The sequence below is a fragment of the Clostridium sp. Marseille-P2415 genome, assembly GCF_900155545.1.
In the GTDB taxonomy this organism is placed as follows: Bacteria; Bacillota; Clostridia; order Lachnospirales; family Lachnospiraceae; genus Lacrimispora.
Genome location: NZ_LT732526.1, coordinates 116,616 through 133,361, shown reverse-complemented (window position 1 = coordinate 133,361; position 16,746 = coordinate 116,616). Strand labels below are relative to the sequence as shown.

The following is a 16,746-nucleotide window of genomic DNA, read 5'->3' as shown; positions in this document are numbered from 1 at the left end:
AGTCAGCAACCACCAGTTCAACTGGTGGTTTGATATTAGCCCTAATAAGGGCTTTCTTACTGCTCGCCCAATAGGGCGGTGTCGCAAGCATCCTTACTGGTCCGCTAAAAAGCGGTACTTCTCATATCTTCCTTGCGCGACTCTTCTGCTTGCTCTTTAATGTATTTCTGTACTGCTTCATCGGTTATATTACCAATGGTTTCTACATAATATCCTCGCGACCAAAACGCTTTATTCCACTTACTCTGCAATTCTGGATGTCTATCATAAATCATCAGCGTACTTTTTCCTTTCAAATAGCCCATGAAACTTGATATACTAAGCTTCGGCGGAATTGCTAAGCTTAAATGTACATGATCTACGCATACTGCTCCTGCTATTATTTCTACATTTTTATACTTGCATAGCGTACCAAGTATTTCTCGTACATCTTCTTTTATTTGTCCGTATAGTTGCTTTTTCCGATACTTTGGAATAAATACTATGTGGTACTGGCATTTCCATCTACTGTGTGATAAACTTTTATTGTCCATTGGGACTGCCTCCTATTTTTGAGTTTGGCTTGCGACACCATTCTCATTTTATCATAGGAGGCTTTTTCGTTATATCCTCACCGTTTCCACTTACACTATTCTCCCCAGCATAGCTGGGGGTTTAGTATTTTCAATTAGGCGTCACATGGCCGTTTTCCCAACGGTTTACAGTAGAAAAACTAATATGAAGCTTTTCAGCAAATTTTTTCTGGGATAGTCCCAAATCCTTTCGGATCATCTTTATCAAAGCATGAATTTCCATTGTAAAGCGCCTCCTTCACAAATAGAAGCATAGCATATGCGATATTTTTAGATAAGAAAAAACGACACTCATGTCAAATTCTGCACACGCCAAAATCAAACGAAATAAGACGAGCAGGCTGGTATTTTTGTAACCAGCCTGCTCGTCTCCGTTCATTATTTTCAATTTCTCAAATCCACATTTAGCGCATTTGTAGTAAATTTGTTGTAGAATACCTTTTCCAAAATCCTGAAAAACCGGTAATCATGCTGGTTTGCGAGCATTGCTTATTCCTTCGTTTTCATCGTCGGAAACAAAAGCACATCCCTGATAGCATAAGAATCCGTAAGCAGCATAACAAACCGGTCGATCCCGATCCCGATCCCGCCGGTCGGAGGCATACCGATCATGAGTGCATTTACAAAATCATCATCCATGGAATTGGCCTCATCGTCTCCTGCCGCAAGAAGTGCTTCCTGAGCCTTAAAACGCTCGATCTGATCCAGCGGATCGTTTAACTCGGAGTAAGCATTGGCCATCTCTCGCTTTGTAATAAACAGCTCAAAACGCTCCGTATAATCCGGATCATCGGGTTTTTTCTTGGTAAGAGGAGAAATCTCGACCGGATGATCCATAATAAAGGTCGGCTGAATCAGATGCTCTTCCACGAATTCCTCGAAAAGCATGCTTAAAATATCGCCCTTCTTATGGCGTGCCTCATAAGCGATGTGGTACTCATCCGCCAAAGCCCTGGCTTCCTCATCCGTATGGATGGTGGTGAAGTCAATGCCCTTATATTTCTTTAATGCATCTACCATGGTAATGCGTTCAAATGGCTTGGACAAATCGATCTCCACACCGTCATAGGTAACAACAGCTGTTCCCAGCACCTTTAATGCGACAGAACGGAACAGATTCTCAACCAGATCCATCATGCCGTGGTAATCGGTATAAGCCTGGTATAATTCCATTAAAGTGAACTCGGGGTTATGGCGGGTGTCCACACCTTCATTACGGAAAACCCGTCCGATTTCGTAAACCCTCTCCAGACCGCCTACAATCAGTCTCTTTAAGTAGAGCTCAAGGGAAATCCGTAACTTCACGTCCTCGTCCAGGGCGTTATAATGAGTTTCAAAAGGTCTCGCTGCCGCACCGCCTGCATTGGCAACCAGCATTGGAGTCTCGACCTCCATAAAGCCCTGGGCATCCAGATGGTCACGGACCGCCTTAATGATCTGGGAACGCTTGACAAAAGTATCCCTTACCTCAGGGTTCATGATCAGGTCTACATATCTCTGTCTGTAACGAAGATCCGTATTGGTCAGACCGTGGAATTTCTCCGGCAGGATCTGAAGGCTCTTGGAAAGCAGGCGAACGCTCGTCCCATGAATCGAAATCTCTCCCGTTTTCGTCGTAAATGCTGTGCCTTTGATCCCTACGATATCGCCGATATCCAGCTTCTTGAATTCTTTGTATTCCTCTTCTCCGATGCTGTCTCTGGCTATATAGGACTGGATATTGCCCTTTAAATCCTGTACATTACAAAAGGAGGCCTTCCCCATAACACGCTTGGACATAAGACGTCCAGCAATGGATACTTCCTTTCCTTCCCACTCATCATAATGTTCCTTAATCTCACTGCTGTGTACGTTTACATCGTACTTTGTAACCTTAAACGGGTCCTTTCCCGCTTCCTGAAGCTCTGCCAGCTTTTCGCGGCGAACCTTCAGCAAATGGTTAAGATCCTCTTCCATTACCTGATTCTGGTTTTGATTCTGCTGTTCTGCCACCTGTTAACACTCCTTTGTGAACTATATTAAGGAAATTCGATTCGCCTGTGCCTAAGATACTCTCTGGATTTCCAGCACCTTATACTGGATCACGCCTGACTGCGTCTCAACGTCTACCACATCTCCTACCTTCTTGCCGATCAATGCCTGACCTACCGGGGATTCATTGGATATCTTATTCTGAAGGCTGTTCGCCTCTGTGGAACCCACAATCTTGAATTCCATTTCTTCGTCTTCATCCATATCGTAGACCTTCACCCTGCAGCCAATGTTAATCTTATCTAAATCGATCTCATCCTCGACGACTACCTCTGCGTTTTTCAGAAGCTTTTCCAATTCTTCGATACGCTGCTCAATGTCCCTCTGCTCATCCTTTGCTGCATCATATTCAGCATTCTCGGATAAATCGCCCTGCTCCCTGGCTTCCTTGATCTTCTGGGCAACTTCTTTCCTTTTAACAACCTTTAAATTCTGCAGCTCATCCTCGTATTTCTTAAGACCTTCATAGGTTAAAATATTTTTCTTATCTACCATGGTTTTGATTCCTCCTGGTTTCATACTCGCTCATTCGCATTCCAGATATTATAGCGTAAACATCTGAAAATGTCAAGAATACAGCACTCTTTTCTGTACTCTTTTCCTTAATTAAAACGCTCCAATTCTCTCTTCCACAAACCGTTTTAATCCGTCCATTGTTTCTATCTGATTGATGTCATTTCTTAACTTTGCGGAATGGGGAAGTCCGGCTGTATACCATGCCATATGTTTGCGCATCTCACGCATGGCAACCGCCTCTCCCTTGTGTTCCATCTGCAGATATCCGTGGCGGACTATCATCTTGCTGATCTCCGCCGCTGACGGCCCCGGAGGAAGCTCTCCGGTTTCCAGATAATGAAGGGTCCTGGAAAAAATCCACGGATTTCCCTTTGCACCCCGGGCGATCATCACCCCGTCACAGCCGGTTTGATCCATCATTGCCTTTGCATCCGCCGGTTCAAACACATCGCCGTTGCCGATGACCGGAATTACAACAGCTTCCTTTACTTTCCGGATTATATCCCAGTCCGCTTTCCCGGAATAATACTGCTCTCTGGTCCTTCCGTGTATGGCTACTGCTGCCACTCCGCAGCTTTCTGCCATTTTAGCAAATTCCACTGCGCTGCAGTCTTCCTCCGCAAAGCCCTTTCTGAATTTCACGGTCACCGGTTTTTTAACTGCTTTCACCATGGACGTCAGGATGCGTTCCGCCAGCTTTCTATCCTTCATAAGCGCTGAGCCCTCGCCGTTATTCACAATCTTGGGCACCGGACAGCCCATGTTCACGTCAATGAGAGCATAGGGACCTGATTCCACCTGGGCCGCAATATCCGCCATGATCTGCGGGTCCGAACCAAAAAGCTGAATGCTTACCGGACCCTCTCCATCTGCCACTTCCAAAAGTTCTTTTGTATTTCTGTTCTTATATAAAACAGCTTTGGCGCTGACCATCTCCGTTACTGCCATACCACACCCCTGCTCCCTGCAGAGAAAACGAAATGGCAGGTCTGTAACCCCTGCCATCGGCGCCAGTATCAGGTTGTTGTCAAACGTCACATTTCCAATTCTAAGCTTCACGTATCTCTTTCTCCGCCTTCCAGCTCTTCTCCAAGATAAAACACCCGGTAATACATTTCCAGAGCTTCCATAAGCTCCCTCTTTTCCTTCCGGTATTGTTTGATCTTTAACACGCTTCCAATCTCATCAAACAGATAATCCCCTTCCGCCGATGTCACTTTAAATTCCAGGTTTCCATCCCCATCATATTCCAGAACAAGGATTCCGCCCACATCTTCGGTGTAAAGTACACACATGACCTGAAGCTCCTGTTTGATGCTCTCCGGGAGACTTGAGAATTGCTGATTAAAGTAATATTTCTGTTCATAGGAATTGGCGCCGCACAGCACCACATTGTCTCCATCATGCTCCATCTATCCTGACACCGCTCTTTCCACATTACTGCCCATGCTTTTGGGGCATAAAGGTATACCCGCAGGGTGTTTCCACATTATTGCCCATGCTTTTTGGGCATAAAGGTATACCCGCAGGGTGTTTCCACATTATTGCCCATGCTTTTTGGGCAGAGCCCGCCCCGCTTTATTGGGCGTAAAGGTATACCCGCAGGACACTCCCATATATTTTACTGGCTTTCTATTGTAGCATACACGGAAAGAAATGACAATAGGTCAAAAATCAGTGGTACACCGCTTCATCAGCCGGCATGGGATCCGGTTATTCCTGTTGACCTCCGTTCCTTCTCCGTGAAGTATCTTCATCATATTGTCAATGGTGATATTGCACAGTTCCTCAACCTTATTATCGATCGAAGAAAGCTCGGGATCGCTGCAGATCGACAGGGTAGAATTATTAAAGCCGGTAATGCACAAATCCTCCGGGATCTTTAAAAGCTTTGAATTCGCATACTTGATCGCCCCTACGGCAAGGCCGTCATCGGTGGCGACCACGCTGTCAAAGCTTAAATCGCGGCGCTCCAGCAGGATATCCCTTACCGTATGGATCCTGTTCTTTACATAAAGCTTTAAATCTCCCAGCACCGGAAGCCCATGGTCTTTTAAAGCGGATTCATAACCGGCCAGCTTCTGGGTCGCGCTGTAGGAATGAGAGTCACAGAGAAACAGGATTCTCCGCCGTCCTGTCTCAATCATCTGGCTGGTCACATCGTAGGTTGCCTGATGATCATCTCCATAAGCGCAGTATACATTTTCATTGTCCAAATAGCCATTGATCAGAAACACCGGAACCTGCTTAGCCGCATCACGGACATATTGGATCTTATTGTCCTCTTCCCCTGTCCCGGCATAAGTGGAACCAACCATAATGAGCGCATCGATCCGCTTCGCAAGCAGAAGGCTGACATATTTTTCCTTAATGGACTGTTCAAATCCACTGCAGCACAAAATGCAGTCGTAACCATGCTCGTGCATGCGGCTTTCTAAATGGGCTACCGCTGCGGCCATATAGGCATCTGATACATCCGGACACAAAATCCCGATGGTTTTCATGGAATCAAGCCCTAAGCCCCTGGCAAATACATTGGGCGTATAGCCGTTCTCCTCCATGATCGCCCTGACCTTCTGTTTTGTTTTCTCACTTACACGGGGGCTGTCGTTCACCACCCGTGACACGGTAGCGATGGAAACTCCTGCAAGTTCTGCAATATCATAAATGTTCATCTGGTAGTCCCTCTTACATCATCAATTTTCTGCACCTGAAAGGAAGCGTAAGCGCTTACACTTTTCTCGATTCATTATACAGGATAATTTTCTATAAAGCAACTGTTATCGCTCATTTTATCCATGGGAAAAGTATTTCCCTTTCTTACAGTATTGCGCTTAAATTAAAAGAAAAACCTTTCTTTTTCCTTTCCCTATTGACGAAGGCCAAAAAATAGTGTATGTTTTATGTAAGTACTTACATTGCATGGATCTATTGAAAACTGGTACTAAGAAAGGAAAGGAAGCTTATGCAGGATTTTATCAAAATTCATTCCGGAGATAACGTTGCAGTTGCATTAAAACCGCTCGCTTCCGGTACTGCCGCAGAAATAAACGGAAATACCGTTACGCTCCTGGAAGACATCCCACAGGGCCACAAGTTTGCCCTCACCGATATACCTGCCGGCTCATCCGTCATCAAATACGGCTGTGCCATTGGCATGGCAAAGGAAAATATTAAGACAGGGGCCTGGATTCACACGCATAATTTAAAAACAGGTTTGGGGGATCTACTGACTTATACTTATGAAAAACAGGAAACAGCAGTTGCCCCGACCGAAGAACGTTTCTTTCACGGTTTCCGCAGACCAGACGGAAAAGTGGGCGTACGCAATGAAATCTGGATCATTCCTACCGTTGGCTGTGTCAACAATATAGCCACTGCACTGGAACGCATGGCAAAGAAATACGCAGACGGTACCATCGATGAAGTTGCCGCATTCCCCCATCCCTATGGGTGTTCCCAGATGGGCGATGACCAGGAATATACCAGAACCATTCTGGCTGATTTAATCAACCATCCCAACGCAGGCGGCGTACTGGTCCTGGGGCTAGGCTGCGAAAACAGCAACATCACGGAACTGAAACGCTATATCGGCGATTACGATGAACGCAGGGTAAAATTCCTGGTGGCTCAGGAGTCCGAGGATGAGATGGCCGATGCCATGGAGCTCATCGGACAGCTGGCTGAGTATGCAGGTACGTTCAAGAGAGAGCCCATAAGTTGCAGCGAACTCATCATCGGCATGAAATGCGGCGGTTCCGACGGTTTATCCGGAATCACAGCCAATCCTACGGTAGGAGCATTCTCCGATATGCTGGTTTCCAAAGGCGGAACCACCATTCTTACAGAAGTTCCTGAGATGTTCGGTGCGGAAACTCTCCTTATGAACCGCTGTCAGAATGAAGAAACCTTTGAAAAAACAGTGGACTTAATCAATGATTTCAAGAACTATTTTACCAGCCATAACCAGATTATTTACGATAATCCCTCCCCAGGCAATAAAAAGGGCGGTATCTCCACATTAGAGGACAAATCTCTGGGCTGTGTCCAGAAATCCGGCAGCGCTCCGGTCATGGATGTATTAAAATACGGGGAACCGGTACGTACCAAGGGCTTAAATCTCTTAAGCGCTCCCGGTAACGACTTAGTGGCCTCCACAGCACTGGCCGCTTCCGGTGCCCACATCGTCCTGTTTACCACTGGCCGCGGAACCCCGTTCGCATGTCCGGTGCCTACCATGAAGATTTCCACCAACACCGCATTAAGCACGAAAAAGAACAACTGGATCGATTTTAACTGCGGTGTACTGGTAGAGGATACGGATATGGATACTCTTAAAAATAAATTCTTTGATTTTGTAATCGAGGCAGCTTCCGGCAAAAAGGTAAAATCTGAGGAAGCAGGCTTCCACGACATGGCTATCTTTAAACAGGGCGTGACCTTATAATTTTGCTTCCGATCACATCATATAGAAGAAAAAAGGAGATAAATTCAATGGAAAAGTTATGTTATGAAACACTGGAAAAGCTTGGGTTTGACGGATATCTTTTAAAGGAGGCTCCGGAACGCGTATTGCAGTTCGGCGAAGGAAACTTCTTAAGGGCATTTGTGGATTATTTTATCGATGTTCTGAATGAAAAAACCGGATTCAATTCTAAGGTCGTTTTATGCCAGCCCATTGCACCGGGTCTTGCGGATATGATCAACGAACAGGATGGGCTTTATACCCTTTTCCTCCGCGGTTTCGAAAATGGTAAGAAGGTGAATGCAAAGCGGGTGATCTCCTGTGTAAGCAGATGCTTAAATCCTTATAAGGATTATGAGACCGTATTAACCTGCGCAGACAATCCTGACCTTCGTTACATTGCCTGCAACACCACCGAAGCAGGTATTACATACGATCCTTCCTGCCGTTTTACGGATGTTCCGGCTGACAGCTACCCTGGAAAACTGACTCAGTTCCTGTACAGAAGGTTTGAAAAGTTCGGAAAGGAAGCCGGCAAGGGCTTTGTCATCCTCTCCTGCGAGCTGATCGATAACAACGGAAAAGAGCTGGAGAAATGCGTTTTAAAATACGCAGAACAATGGAACTTAGGCGGGGAGTTCATTAACTGGATCAAAGCGGAGAACATCTTCTGCTCCACTCTGGTAGACCGTATCGTTACCGGATATCCAAGAAATGAAGCCGCTGCCATCTGTGAAGAACTGGGTTATCAGGATAACATCATCGACACCGGCGAAATCTTCGGCTTCTGGGTGATTGAAGGGCCGGAAAGCTTAAAGAAGGAGCTTCCGTTTGAAGAAGCTGGCCTTCCTGTTTTGATCTGTAACGACCACAAGCCCTATAAGCAGAGAAAAGTCCGCATTTTAAACGGCGCCCATACCTCCTTTGTGTTGGGTGCTTACCTTGCCGGACAGGATATTGTCCGCAACTGCATGGATGATGAAGTGATCTGCGGCTTCATGAATCAGACCATTTACGATGAGATCATCCCCACTTTAACTCTTCCAAAGGAAGAATTAATGAGTTTTGCAGCTTCTGTAACCGAACGTTTCAAAAACCCATTTATTGATCATGCCCTGTTGTCCATTTCTCTTAATTCCACCTCCAAGTGGAAAGCCCGCGTTATGCCTTCCTTTAAGGGCTATGTAGAAAAAACCGGCACTCTTCCAAAGTGCATAACAGCATCCTTTGCTTTCTACATCGCATTCTACAACGGAATGAACCTTACGGATGACGGCCTTGTTGCGGCACGCCCTGCAGGTGATGAGTACACCGTTAAGGATGATAAGCCGATTCTTCAGTTCTTCTATGACCACAAGGATGACGATGCGGCTTCCCTTGCCCATGCGGTCTGCACCAATGTTGATTTCTGGGGTGAGGATTTAAGTAAAATTGCCGGATTTGAAGAAGCAGTTACCGGATATTTAAAAGCCATTAAAGAAAAAGGCGCATATGAAGTCATGAAGGAATGCTTAAATTAAATACTTAAAAAAGGAGTCCGCTTTGAAAAATAAGCGGGCTCCCTTTTTATCACCTATTATAATTTTCAAGAAACTTTCTTGACCACTCCGCATTATCCGGCTTACTGTCCTCAATGGTCATCTGGATATAGGGCTTTTCCTTTTTTACAAAATCCAGAATCATATCATACTTCATAACACCGGTCCCTGGAGCACTGGAAACGACCCGGTCCCCTTCAATCACAAAATCCTTCATGTGAAGAACATCCGTATACCTGCCTAAATCCTCAATGGCTTCTGCAATAACTTTTTCATAATGCACACTGTTTTCCACGGACAGAAGATTTACCGGATCCAGGATAATTCTTAAATTAGGCGAATCGATCGCTTTAATCACCTTTAACGCCTGTTTGGAGTTATATACAATGTGACTCCATACCGGCTCAATGGCCATAATCACACCGAATTTTTCCGCACATTCCACAACCGGACGCAGGTTCGTAATAAAGGTCTGAAGCGCTTCCTCAGTATGGCAGGCCGGTTCATAACGGTATTCCGCATTGGGTGCGCCAGTCTCGGTTCCGACCACGCTGCAGCCTAAAATAGAAGCAAAACGCAGGTGGGCGAAATAACGCTCCTGGATCTTCTTGATTTCTTCCGGGTCCGGATGGGCCAGATTCAAATAGCAGCCCAGGACTGCAATATCTACATCACTATCAGCAAACTTCTTACGTAAATATGAGGCATAGCCCGGCGTTAACGCAGAATTTTCCACAGAATGTTCTTTCACTGTCTTTGTAAGGGCCAGATGAACACAGGTAAATCCCTGCTCATGGACAATTTTCACCCGCTCCTCCAGGGTTCCGGGCGCGGCATCGTGTAACCGGATTCCGATCTGCATAATAAACTCCTCCTTTATCTCACTTCATAATGATTGATGTTGTTCAGTTCAAAGGCCTCTCCTTCCTGGCCGGAAATCTTTACATTATCACAGATAAGAGTATCCACGTTATTGATCAGAAAGCCCTTTTTCGTGCACTCCCCTACTCCGCTCAGCATGGCAGGCGCTCCTGCTTTTGCCTTATCTGCAAAGGAAATATCAACGTTTTTGAATTCAATGCGCTCAATTTTCTTTTCCGGAAGCCCATAAAGGAAAGAAGCCGCCACATGACAGTTTTCCGCTTTGATGTTGGTGAAATACAGCCTGTTGATCTCAGGAGTCCGCTCATCCACAGGAAGAGCCTCACGGCACTGTACATAATCGGATTTTCCATCCGGATCACAGAAATAAAAGCTGTTTACAACAAATGGCGTCATGACATGATCCATGTGGATATGGTCAAAATAAATCCCGGAAAGCACGGAGTCCTTTCCACGGCCTCTTCTTGTCTTGATCCGAAGGCCTCTGTCCGTATTGCGGAACAGGCAGCGTTCTACGTGGATGTTCTTAACACCAGCCCCCACTTCGCTTCCCACGGTAACAGCTCCATGGCCGTTTTCCATCAGGCACTGGCGGATCACGATGTTTTCAGAGGGCGTCTGATACCTGCGTCCCATGTAGATTTTTCCGGATTTGATTGCAATGCAGTCATCGCCCAAAGAAAAATGCAGGCCCAGTATTTCCACATCCTTACAGGATTCCGGATCCAAACCATCGGTATTGGGAGAATCTGCCGGATTCTTAATATCCAGATTAAGGAATTTTAAATCCCGGCTGAAATACGGATGAAGCACCCAGGTGGGGCTGTTTTTTAAGGAAAAGCCCTGAAGGGCCACATTTTTACATCTCTCTAAAAATACCATGCGTGGGCGGAAGGCGACCTTCACCTGGCGGACATTGTCCCACCAGTTCTCAAAGGAAGCCTGTCCGTTAATCAAACCCCGGCCATAAATCACCACATCCTCTACATCGATCCCGGTTATGATCCCTGCAAACATGGGAAGGGGATTCCCCTCCCAGGTACCCAGATTGTAATCCTCTTTTTCATCATAGCTCTCGATCATTCCGGGAAATCTCGGGAAATTATACCGGTCTGTGTCCGCCAGAAGCTCCGCTCCCTCAGCCAGCTCGAGCCTTAAATGGCTCTTTAAAAACAGGCTGGTTATCCGGTACGTTCCTTTTGGAATCAGTACCCGCCCGCCCTCCGGGCAAGCCATGACAGCCGCCTGGATAAAGGATGTATCATTCTGGACTCCATCGCCCTTTGCGCCGATATCTTTAACATTTAATGTTACAAATTCATAGTCAGTATGGAAACTGGTCTCCGCCTTTTCTCCATTTCTTTCCAGAGAAATATTATAATCCATATCAGGCTTTAAGTCAAACAAAGTAAATACAACCCGTTTTGTCTCTCCAAAAGCTTTCCCGTTTACCAGAATCTTTCCCGGCGTTTCAAATTCATAAATCTGCTCTGTTACCGTCTCCACAGTTACGGACCGTGCCGTCTTTAAAACAACTCTTAATTCCATTCTGATTCTAACCTCACCTGCTAAATTTTCCCCGTGTCAAAGCGGATATTCGCAATCCGCTTGGCTACTTGATTCAGTTAAAAAACCGCTTCTTAAATATTTAAAAAGGGCGCAGCAATTGGATACCACGCCCGTTTTTTTCAGTTATCCCTTAACGCCTCCGGCTGCGATACCGTCAATGAAAGCATCCTGTGCACAGAAGAATACAATCAGGGAAGGAATAATGGAGATTAAGGACATCGCCAGAATCCGGTTCCACTGGAATCCGACATCCCCATCCATGGACATACGCAAGTATATGGAGTTTGTATACTTCGGCATATCGGAAATGTAAATAAGTGGTCCCATAAAGTCGTTGGAAGTCCACATGAACTGGAACAGTGCAACGGATACCAGCGATGGCTTTAACATGGGAACAATTACATACCATAACGTTTTAATGGAATTGCAGCCATCAATCTTGGCGGCTTCTTCCAGTTCCTTCGGCACACCTCTTAAGAACTGTACCAGCATGAATAAGAAATAGGTATCACCTGCGAACAGGGAAGGAATCACCAGCGGTAAGTAGGAATTGGTCCAGCCCCACTGATTGAACATGATGTACTGGGGTGCATTGAGTACGACCTGGGGCAGGAACAGGGTGGAAATCATAAGAGAGAACAGGATTCCTTTTCCCTTGAATTCAAACCGGCCGAAACCGTAAGCGGTAAGGGTCGCAGATACTACTGTGAAAATAACCTTTGGTACAACGATTTTATAGGTATTCAGCATGGATTTGATCAGGTTGATCTTTCCGCCGTAATCTACAAATGCATTGGCATAACCGTCGGTTACAGGCTTTTGGGGCCAGAACCACGCGCTGGTAAAAATCTCCGAGTTCGTCTTAAAGGTAGCACCCACCATCCAGATCAACGGGTATACCATAATGAAGCCGACAAAAACCAGTAATGCATAGCGGATTATTGTGCTGATCTTTCTTTTAGTCTCTTTCGTCATGTCATCTACCTCCCGTCCTCATCTGAATAGTAAACCCATTTCTTCTGGCTTACAAACGCTACTGCCGTAAAAGTCATGACAATGAGGAACAGAATCCAGGCCTGTGCACTTGCCATACCCATCTTATGACGTAAGAACGCGTTGTTGTAAATTAAAATGGAGATTAAAGTGGTCGCCCCGTTTGGTCCTCCCTTTGTTACAAGGAATGGCCCGTTGAATTCCTGGAACGCCTGGCATAACTGTGTAATCAGGTTATAGAAAATAACCGGCGTAATTAAAGGAACGGTGATTTTGAAGAACTGTGTCCACTTTCCAGCTCCGTCTATGGAAGCCGCTTCGTATAAATCCTCGGAAACACCCTTTAAGGCCGCAAGGAAAATTACCATAGCAGAACCGAACTGCCATACTCTTAAGAGTACGATAACGGTCAGTGCGCCGCCCGCGCTTGCCATCCAGTTGATCTTTTCCGCACCGAAAACGCCCAGAACTGTATTAATCAGGCCATCCGTATTAAATACGGCTCTCCACAGGATCGCGATCGCAATGGATCCGCCCAGAATAGACGGGATGTAATATGCGGTCCGGAAGAAATTAACACCTTTTAATTTGAAGTTCAGTATGTATGCGATGAACAATGCAAACGTCAGCTTTAACGGAACATCAAAAATTGCATATTTAAAGGTAACAAGAAACGCTTTTGTAATATCGGAATCTGTGAAAATCTTATTATAGTTCATGATACCTGTCTTTGAAACGCCGTTAAACAGGTCATAGTTCGTAAAGCTATAGTACAGTGAAGAGGCGAACGGATAAACTTTGAAAAGTATAAATCCAACCAGCCATGGTAAGATGAAAAAGAACCCTGCATTGTCTGCCAGGACCTTACGGATACCCTTTGACTTCATACTGCTTATACCTCCTGTTTTCTAAGTATTGTATATTGCGCTCTGAGCATTTCCTGTAAGCCCGCGCATGTATCTTTATCGTTCCCCGCGATAGTTTTCCATACAAGTTCCCCGAAATCGCTGTATTTCTCCGTTTGAAGCACGCCCATATTACATGCCTTCAGGATGGAATAACCGATTTCCAAGTTTTCAGAAGAATCCGGGAGTTCATTCATCCTCTCCTTGAGTACAGCCTTAAACAAATCCCTTAGTTCCCTGTAATATTCATAGATTTCTTCTGACATCTGACCGATTGTTTCTATGAGAGAGACCAGGTCACTTCCTGTAAACCGCTCTTTCTCCCGAAACAAAGCCACAATCTCATTGTAATGTTCTTTTCTTTTATACCTTGTCTCGTAAGCCGTTACAAACGGCATAAAATCCAATGTCCAATCATTCTGACCGATCAGTGATTCAATCTTCTGTCTGTATTTCTCATTTCCTGTCTGATCCAAAGCAAAAAAATAAGCCGGATCATCCTGTATCGGCAGACTTTCTGCCGTCCCTTCCGGGGCTTCCAGCCTGTTTAAGCGGGTCATTACAAAATCCCGGTAGACCTCTTTTCCGGTAGCCTCATACATCTGTATTGCTCCCGTCAGCTGGTATGGTTTCCATGTCTCATTTCTGCATTCCATGACTTTTGTCTGCCCTTTTCTTTATGGGAGCCGCCATATATCTATGGCGGCTCGTATGAAATATGTATCACTTATTCAAACTGTCTTAAATTCCTTATCAGCCCTCAAGAGTCTCGGTAATGCCCTTAATCAGCTCGCTTGCTGCCTGCTTGGAATCAATTTCTCCTGAACTTAATTTACCAAATACCTTATAGTAAACACCGTCTGGGTTAGCCTTTAAGTCGTTGTGCTCAAACTTGCTGTCCAGGCTGAATTTGCTGTAGTTCATAACCTTTGTGTTAGCCTCGATGGTCAGAGAATCGCCAAGTTTGTTGTCCTCAAGAATCTTTAAGCCCTCTGCAGAGCAGGGAATTCCTCTCTCCGTGGAGATGATCTTAACGCCTTCCTCTTCATTTAACAGGAAGTTGATCAGCATAGCTGCTTCCTTTGGATGCTTGGAATTACCGGCAACTGCATATGCCATGGAAATTTTTGTGAAGCCTCCGTCATTATTGCCCATTTTAACGAACTCGCCGACTACGAATTCCTGACCCGGCTTGTTTACGCTGCCTTCCAGTGCGCTCTTGAACTTAGAAGCGGAGGAATCCCACTCAAAGATACCTGCGTACTTTCCATCGATCCATTTTGCGTTCTTGTCAAGGGAATCAGCCATATCCCCCTGGATGGTTGCCAGTTTAGGAATGACATGCTTTGTTTCCAATCCGGTGATGAAATCCATGCCGTCTTTGACTTCATCTTCCGTATAATTAACCTGGCCATCCTCGACCCAGTTCTTGCCGTACTTGGATTCCAGATAATATACCATTAAGATCATGCGGTCATATTCACCAAGTGCCAACGGATACATATCAGGATCCTTTGCCTTAAACGCTTCACCTGCCGCATACAGAGAATCAAGGTCCGTAGGAATGTCGCATCCAACCTCATCAAATGCTGTCTTGTTCCAGTAGAACAGACGTCCTGTTAAGGAAATCGGAACAGCCATCAATTTATTATCAACCTTGCAGAGATCAAGGCTTTCCGGTGAAAACTGTGTTAAGTCAAGAGCATCGGAGTAATCTTCCAGATTTGCAAAAGACGTTCCGCCCTGGCTGTAGGATTCGATCCAGTTCCAGTTGATCTGCATTACGTCTGCAGCGTTTCCGCCTACAATATTTAAGGACTGCTTCTCTTCCCAGCCGGTCCACGCGCCATACTCGGGAGTTACCGTTATGTTCGGATATTTCGCTTCAAATGCTTTGATCGCTTCTTCGGTCGCAGCATGTCTGGAATCGCCGCCCCACCAGGAAAACCTAAGCTCTACCGGCTCTCCGGAAGTAGTGGCTGCAGCTTTTGTCGTCTCACCTGCCGCTGCAGAAGTCGTCTCACCTGCTGCTGCAGAAGTTGTCTCACTGCTGGCGCTTTTGCTTCCGCCGCAAGCACTTAAAGACATTGCCATAACAGCCGCTAACCCCATCGCTGTCCACTGTTTGATTTTTCTCATATTTCTCTCTCCTTTTTTCTTATCCCTCATAACTGAGTTCTTAAAAGCCCTATGTAAGTATTTTCACTTTTTCGACAATATTCTACACATTTGCGTAAGCGCTTACACTGTGCTTTTTCTTTATTATAGCACCTATCCCTTGATAATTCATTTCAAATACAGCACAAAACATTGCAAATACTGACATCATATGGTATGATTTTAGTAAAATTAGCCAAGGAGATTACGATTTATGAAAGTACTTACCTCATATTCGGACGGAATTGACCACTGCATGGCCTCCCACTACTTCTCCATTGCACATCTCCATAAGGAATCCGGGATATTAAGTATGCACAGCCACCGCTGCTACGAATTTTACTTTTCCATCAGCGGAGGGCGCACATTTCTGATCGATGATAAAAATTACAGGATAGAACCGGGGAATTTATTCATGATCAACCAATATGAAAAACATCAGGTGCTGCAGATGGATACCTCCATCCCCCATGAAAGATTTGCCATATTTATAGACCCATCCTATTTGGAAAGCATTTCCACCCCGAAGACGGATCTGACCTACTGTTTTACCCACAGGCCGGAGAAATTTTCCCACCGCATCGCTCTGAGCCAGGGACAGCAGCGGCGTTTCACTTATTATTTTAACAAGCTGGCTGTAGAAGAAGGATTCGGTCAGGATGTGGAAGAACGCTCTGCCTTCGCCGAATTCATGGTTTTTATGACAAAGCTGTCCACGGAGGCCTTTTGGGGGGCAGAATCGGAAGAACAGAGACAGTATTTTAACAGTAAGGTAGCTGATATCATTACTTATATCCATCACAACATTGACTCCCAGTTAAGCATCGGGGAAATTGCGGCCCATTTTTATTTAAGTACCTCTTACCTTTGCAGGCTTTTTAAAAAAGGCACCGGCACCACCATCAATTCCTACATAACTTCCCGCCGCATCGAGCTGGCCCGGACACTCCTGTCGGGCGGCTACAGCGTCAATGAAGTTTACAGCATGTGCGGTTTTAATGATTACAGCAATTTTTTTAAAGCATTTACAAAAAAAGTGGGGATCTCACCGAAGAAATATGCTCAGAACAGCTTAAGCTAAAATGTTTTGGGGATTGCAGCCCTATAAACCGGCGCCG

16 protein-coding genes are annotated in these 16,746 nt (G+C 45.4%); 3 read left to right on the top strand and 13 right to left on the bottom strand.

The features are described from left to right. Positions 1–104: 104 nt before the first annotated feature. The 7 genes from tnpA to BQ9856_RS05505 all read right to left on the bottom strand — a co-directional run bounded on the left by tnpA (position 105) and on the right by BQ9856_RS05505 (position 5,794). Positions 105–533, bottom strand: coding sequence for an IS200/IS605 family transposase (gene tnpA, locus BQ9856_RS05535; protein ID WP_077609580.1), 429 nt, complete (start codon positions 531–533; stop codon positions 105–107). A 130-nt stretch (positions 534–663) separates the two neighbouring features. Next, complete coding sequence (locus BQ9856_RS05530) at positions 664–795, bottom strand: helix-turn-helix domain-containing protein (protein WP_077610152.1); 132 nt, start codon at positions 793–795, stop codon at positions 664–666. Positions 796–1,061: 266 nt separating this feature from the next. Continuing rightward, complete coding sequence (gene lysS / locus BQ9856_RS05525) at positions 1,062–2,528, bottom strand: lysine--tRNA ligase (protein ID WP_442855572.1); 1,467 nt, start codon at positions 2,526–2,528, stop codon at positions 1,062–1,064. A gap of 87 nt (positions 2,529–2,615) precedes the next feature. After that, on the bottom strand, positions 2,616–3,098 hold the full coding sequence (gene greA / locus BQ9856_RS05520) for a transcription elongation factor GreA (RefSeq protein ID WP_077610150.1): 483 nt from the start codon (positions 3,096–3,098) through the stop codon (positions 2,616–2,618). 111 nt (positions 3,099–3,209) lie between these two features. Beyond that, a complete protein-coding gene (dusB, locus tag BQ9856_RS05515; protein WP_077610149.1) occupies positions 3,210–4,178 on the bottom strand; it encodes a tRNA dihydrouridine synthase DusB in 969 nt (322 codons plus the stop codon). Next, positions 4,175–4,531 carry a DUF6145 family protein gene (locus tag BQ9856_RS05510; RefSeq protein WP_077610148.1) on the bottom strand — a complete coding sequence of 119 codons (357 nt, stop codon included), beginning with the start codon at positions 4,529–4,531 and terminating at the stop codon, positions 4,175–4,177. Before BQ9856_RS05510 ends, dusB begins: the two co-directional genes overlap by 4 nt. Positions 4,532–4,786: 255 nt before the next feature. Then, positions 4,787–5,794 (bottom strand): LacI family DNA-binding transcriptional regulator, encoded by a 1,008-nt coding sequence (locus BQ9856_RS05505; protein WP_077610147.1) that lies wholly within the window; start codon positions 5,792–5,794, stop codon positions 4,787–4,789. 290 nt (positions 5,795–6,084) lie between these two features. On the opposite strand from BQ9856_RS05505, the gene BQ9856_RS05500 reads away from it, so the two are divergent. Beyond that, entirely contained in the window at positions 6,085–7,566 is a 1,482-nt protein-coding gene (locus BQ9856_RS05500; RefSeq protein WP_077610146.1) for a UxaA family hydrolase, read from the top strand. 47 nt (positions 7,567–7,613) lie between these two features. Continuing rightward, positions 7,614–9,104 (top strand): tagaturonate reductase, encoded by a 1,491-nt coding sequence (locus BQ9856_RS05495; protein ID WP_077610145.1) that lies wholly within the window; start codon positions 7,614–7,616, stop codon positions 9,102–9,104. A gap of 49 nt (positions 9,105–9,153) precedes the next feature. On the opposite strand, the gene BQ9856_RS05490 is transcribed toward BQ9856_RS05495, so the two are convergent. From BQ9856_RS05490 to BQ9856_RS05465, 6 genes are all read right to left on the bottom strand, one after another. Then, complete coding sequence (locus BQ9856_RS05490) at positions 9,154–9,984, bottom strand: sugar phosphate isomerase/epimerase family protein (RefSeq protein WP_077610144.1); 831 nt, start codon at positions 9,982–9,984, stop codon at positions 9,154–9,156. A gap of 14 nt (positions 9,985–9,998) precedes the next feature. After that, entirely contained in the window at positions 9,999–11,552 is a 1,554-nt protein-coding gene (locus tag BQ9856_RS05485; RefSeq protein WP_077610143.1) for a glycoside hydrolase family 28 protein, read from the bottom strand. Positions 11,553–11,696: 144 nt separating this feature from the next. Beyond that, a complete protein-coding gene (locus tag BQ9856_RS05480) occupies positions 11,697–12,548 on the bottom strand; it encodes a carbohydrate ABC transporter permease (RefSeq protein WP_077610142.1) in 852 nt (283 codons plus the stop codon). Positions 12,549–12,553: 5 nt separating this feature from the next. Beyond that, positions 12,554–13,453, bottom strand: coding sequence for a carbohydrate ABC transporter permease (locus tag BQ9856_RS05475; protein ID WP_077610141.1), 900 nt, complete (start codon positions 13,451–13,453; stop codon positions 12,554–12,556). Between the two features lie 5 nt (positions 13,454–13,458). Beyond that, positions 13,459–14,127 (bottom strand): hypothetical protein, encoded by a 669-nt coding sequence (locus tag BQ9856_RS05470; RefSeq protein ID WP_077610140.1) that lies wholly within the window; start codon positions 14,125–14,127, stop codon positions 13,459–13,461. 97 nt (positions 14,128–14,224) lie between these two features. Beyond that, positions 14,225–15,610, bottom strand: coding sequence for an ABC transporter substrate-binding protein (locus BQ9856_RS05465; RefSeq protein ID WP_077610139.1), 1,386 nt, complete (start codon positions 15,608–15,610; stop codon positions 14,225–14,227). Between the two features lie 232 nt (positions 15,611–15,842). Here BQ9856_RS05465 and BQ9856_RS05460 point away from each other — a divergent pair, with 232 nt between their 5' ends. Then, positions 15,843–16,709 carry an AraC family transcriptional regulator gene (locus tag BQ9856_RS05460; RefSeq protein WP_077610138.1) on the top strand — a complete coding sequence of 289 codons (867 nt, stop codon included), beginning with the start codon at positions 15,843–15,845 and terminating at the stop codon, positions 16,707–16,709. Positions 16,710–16,746 lie beyond the last annotated feature (37 nt).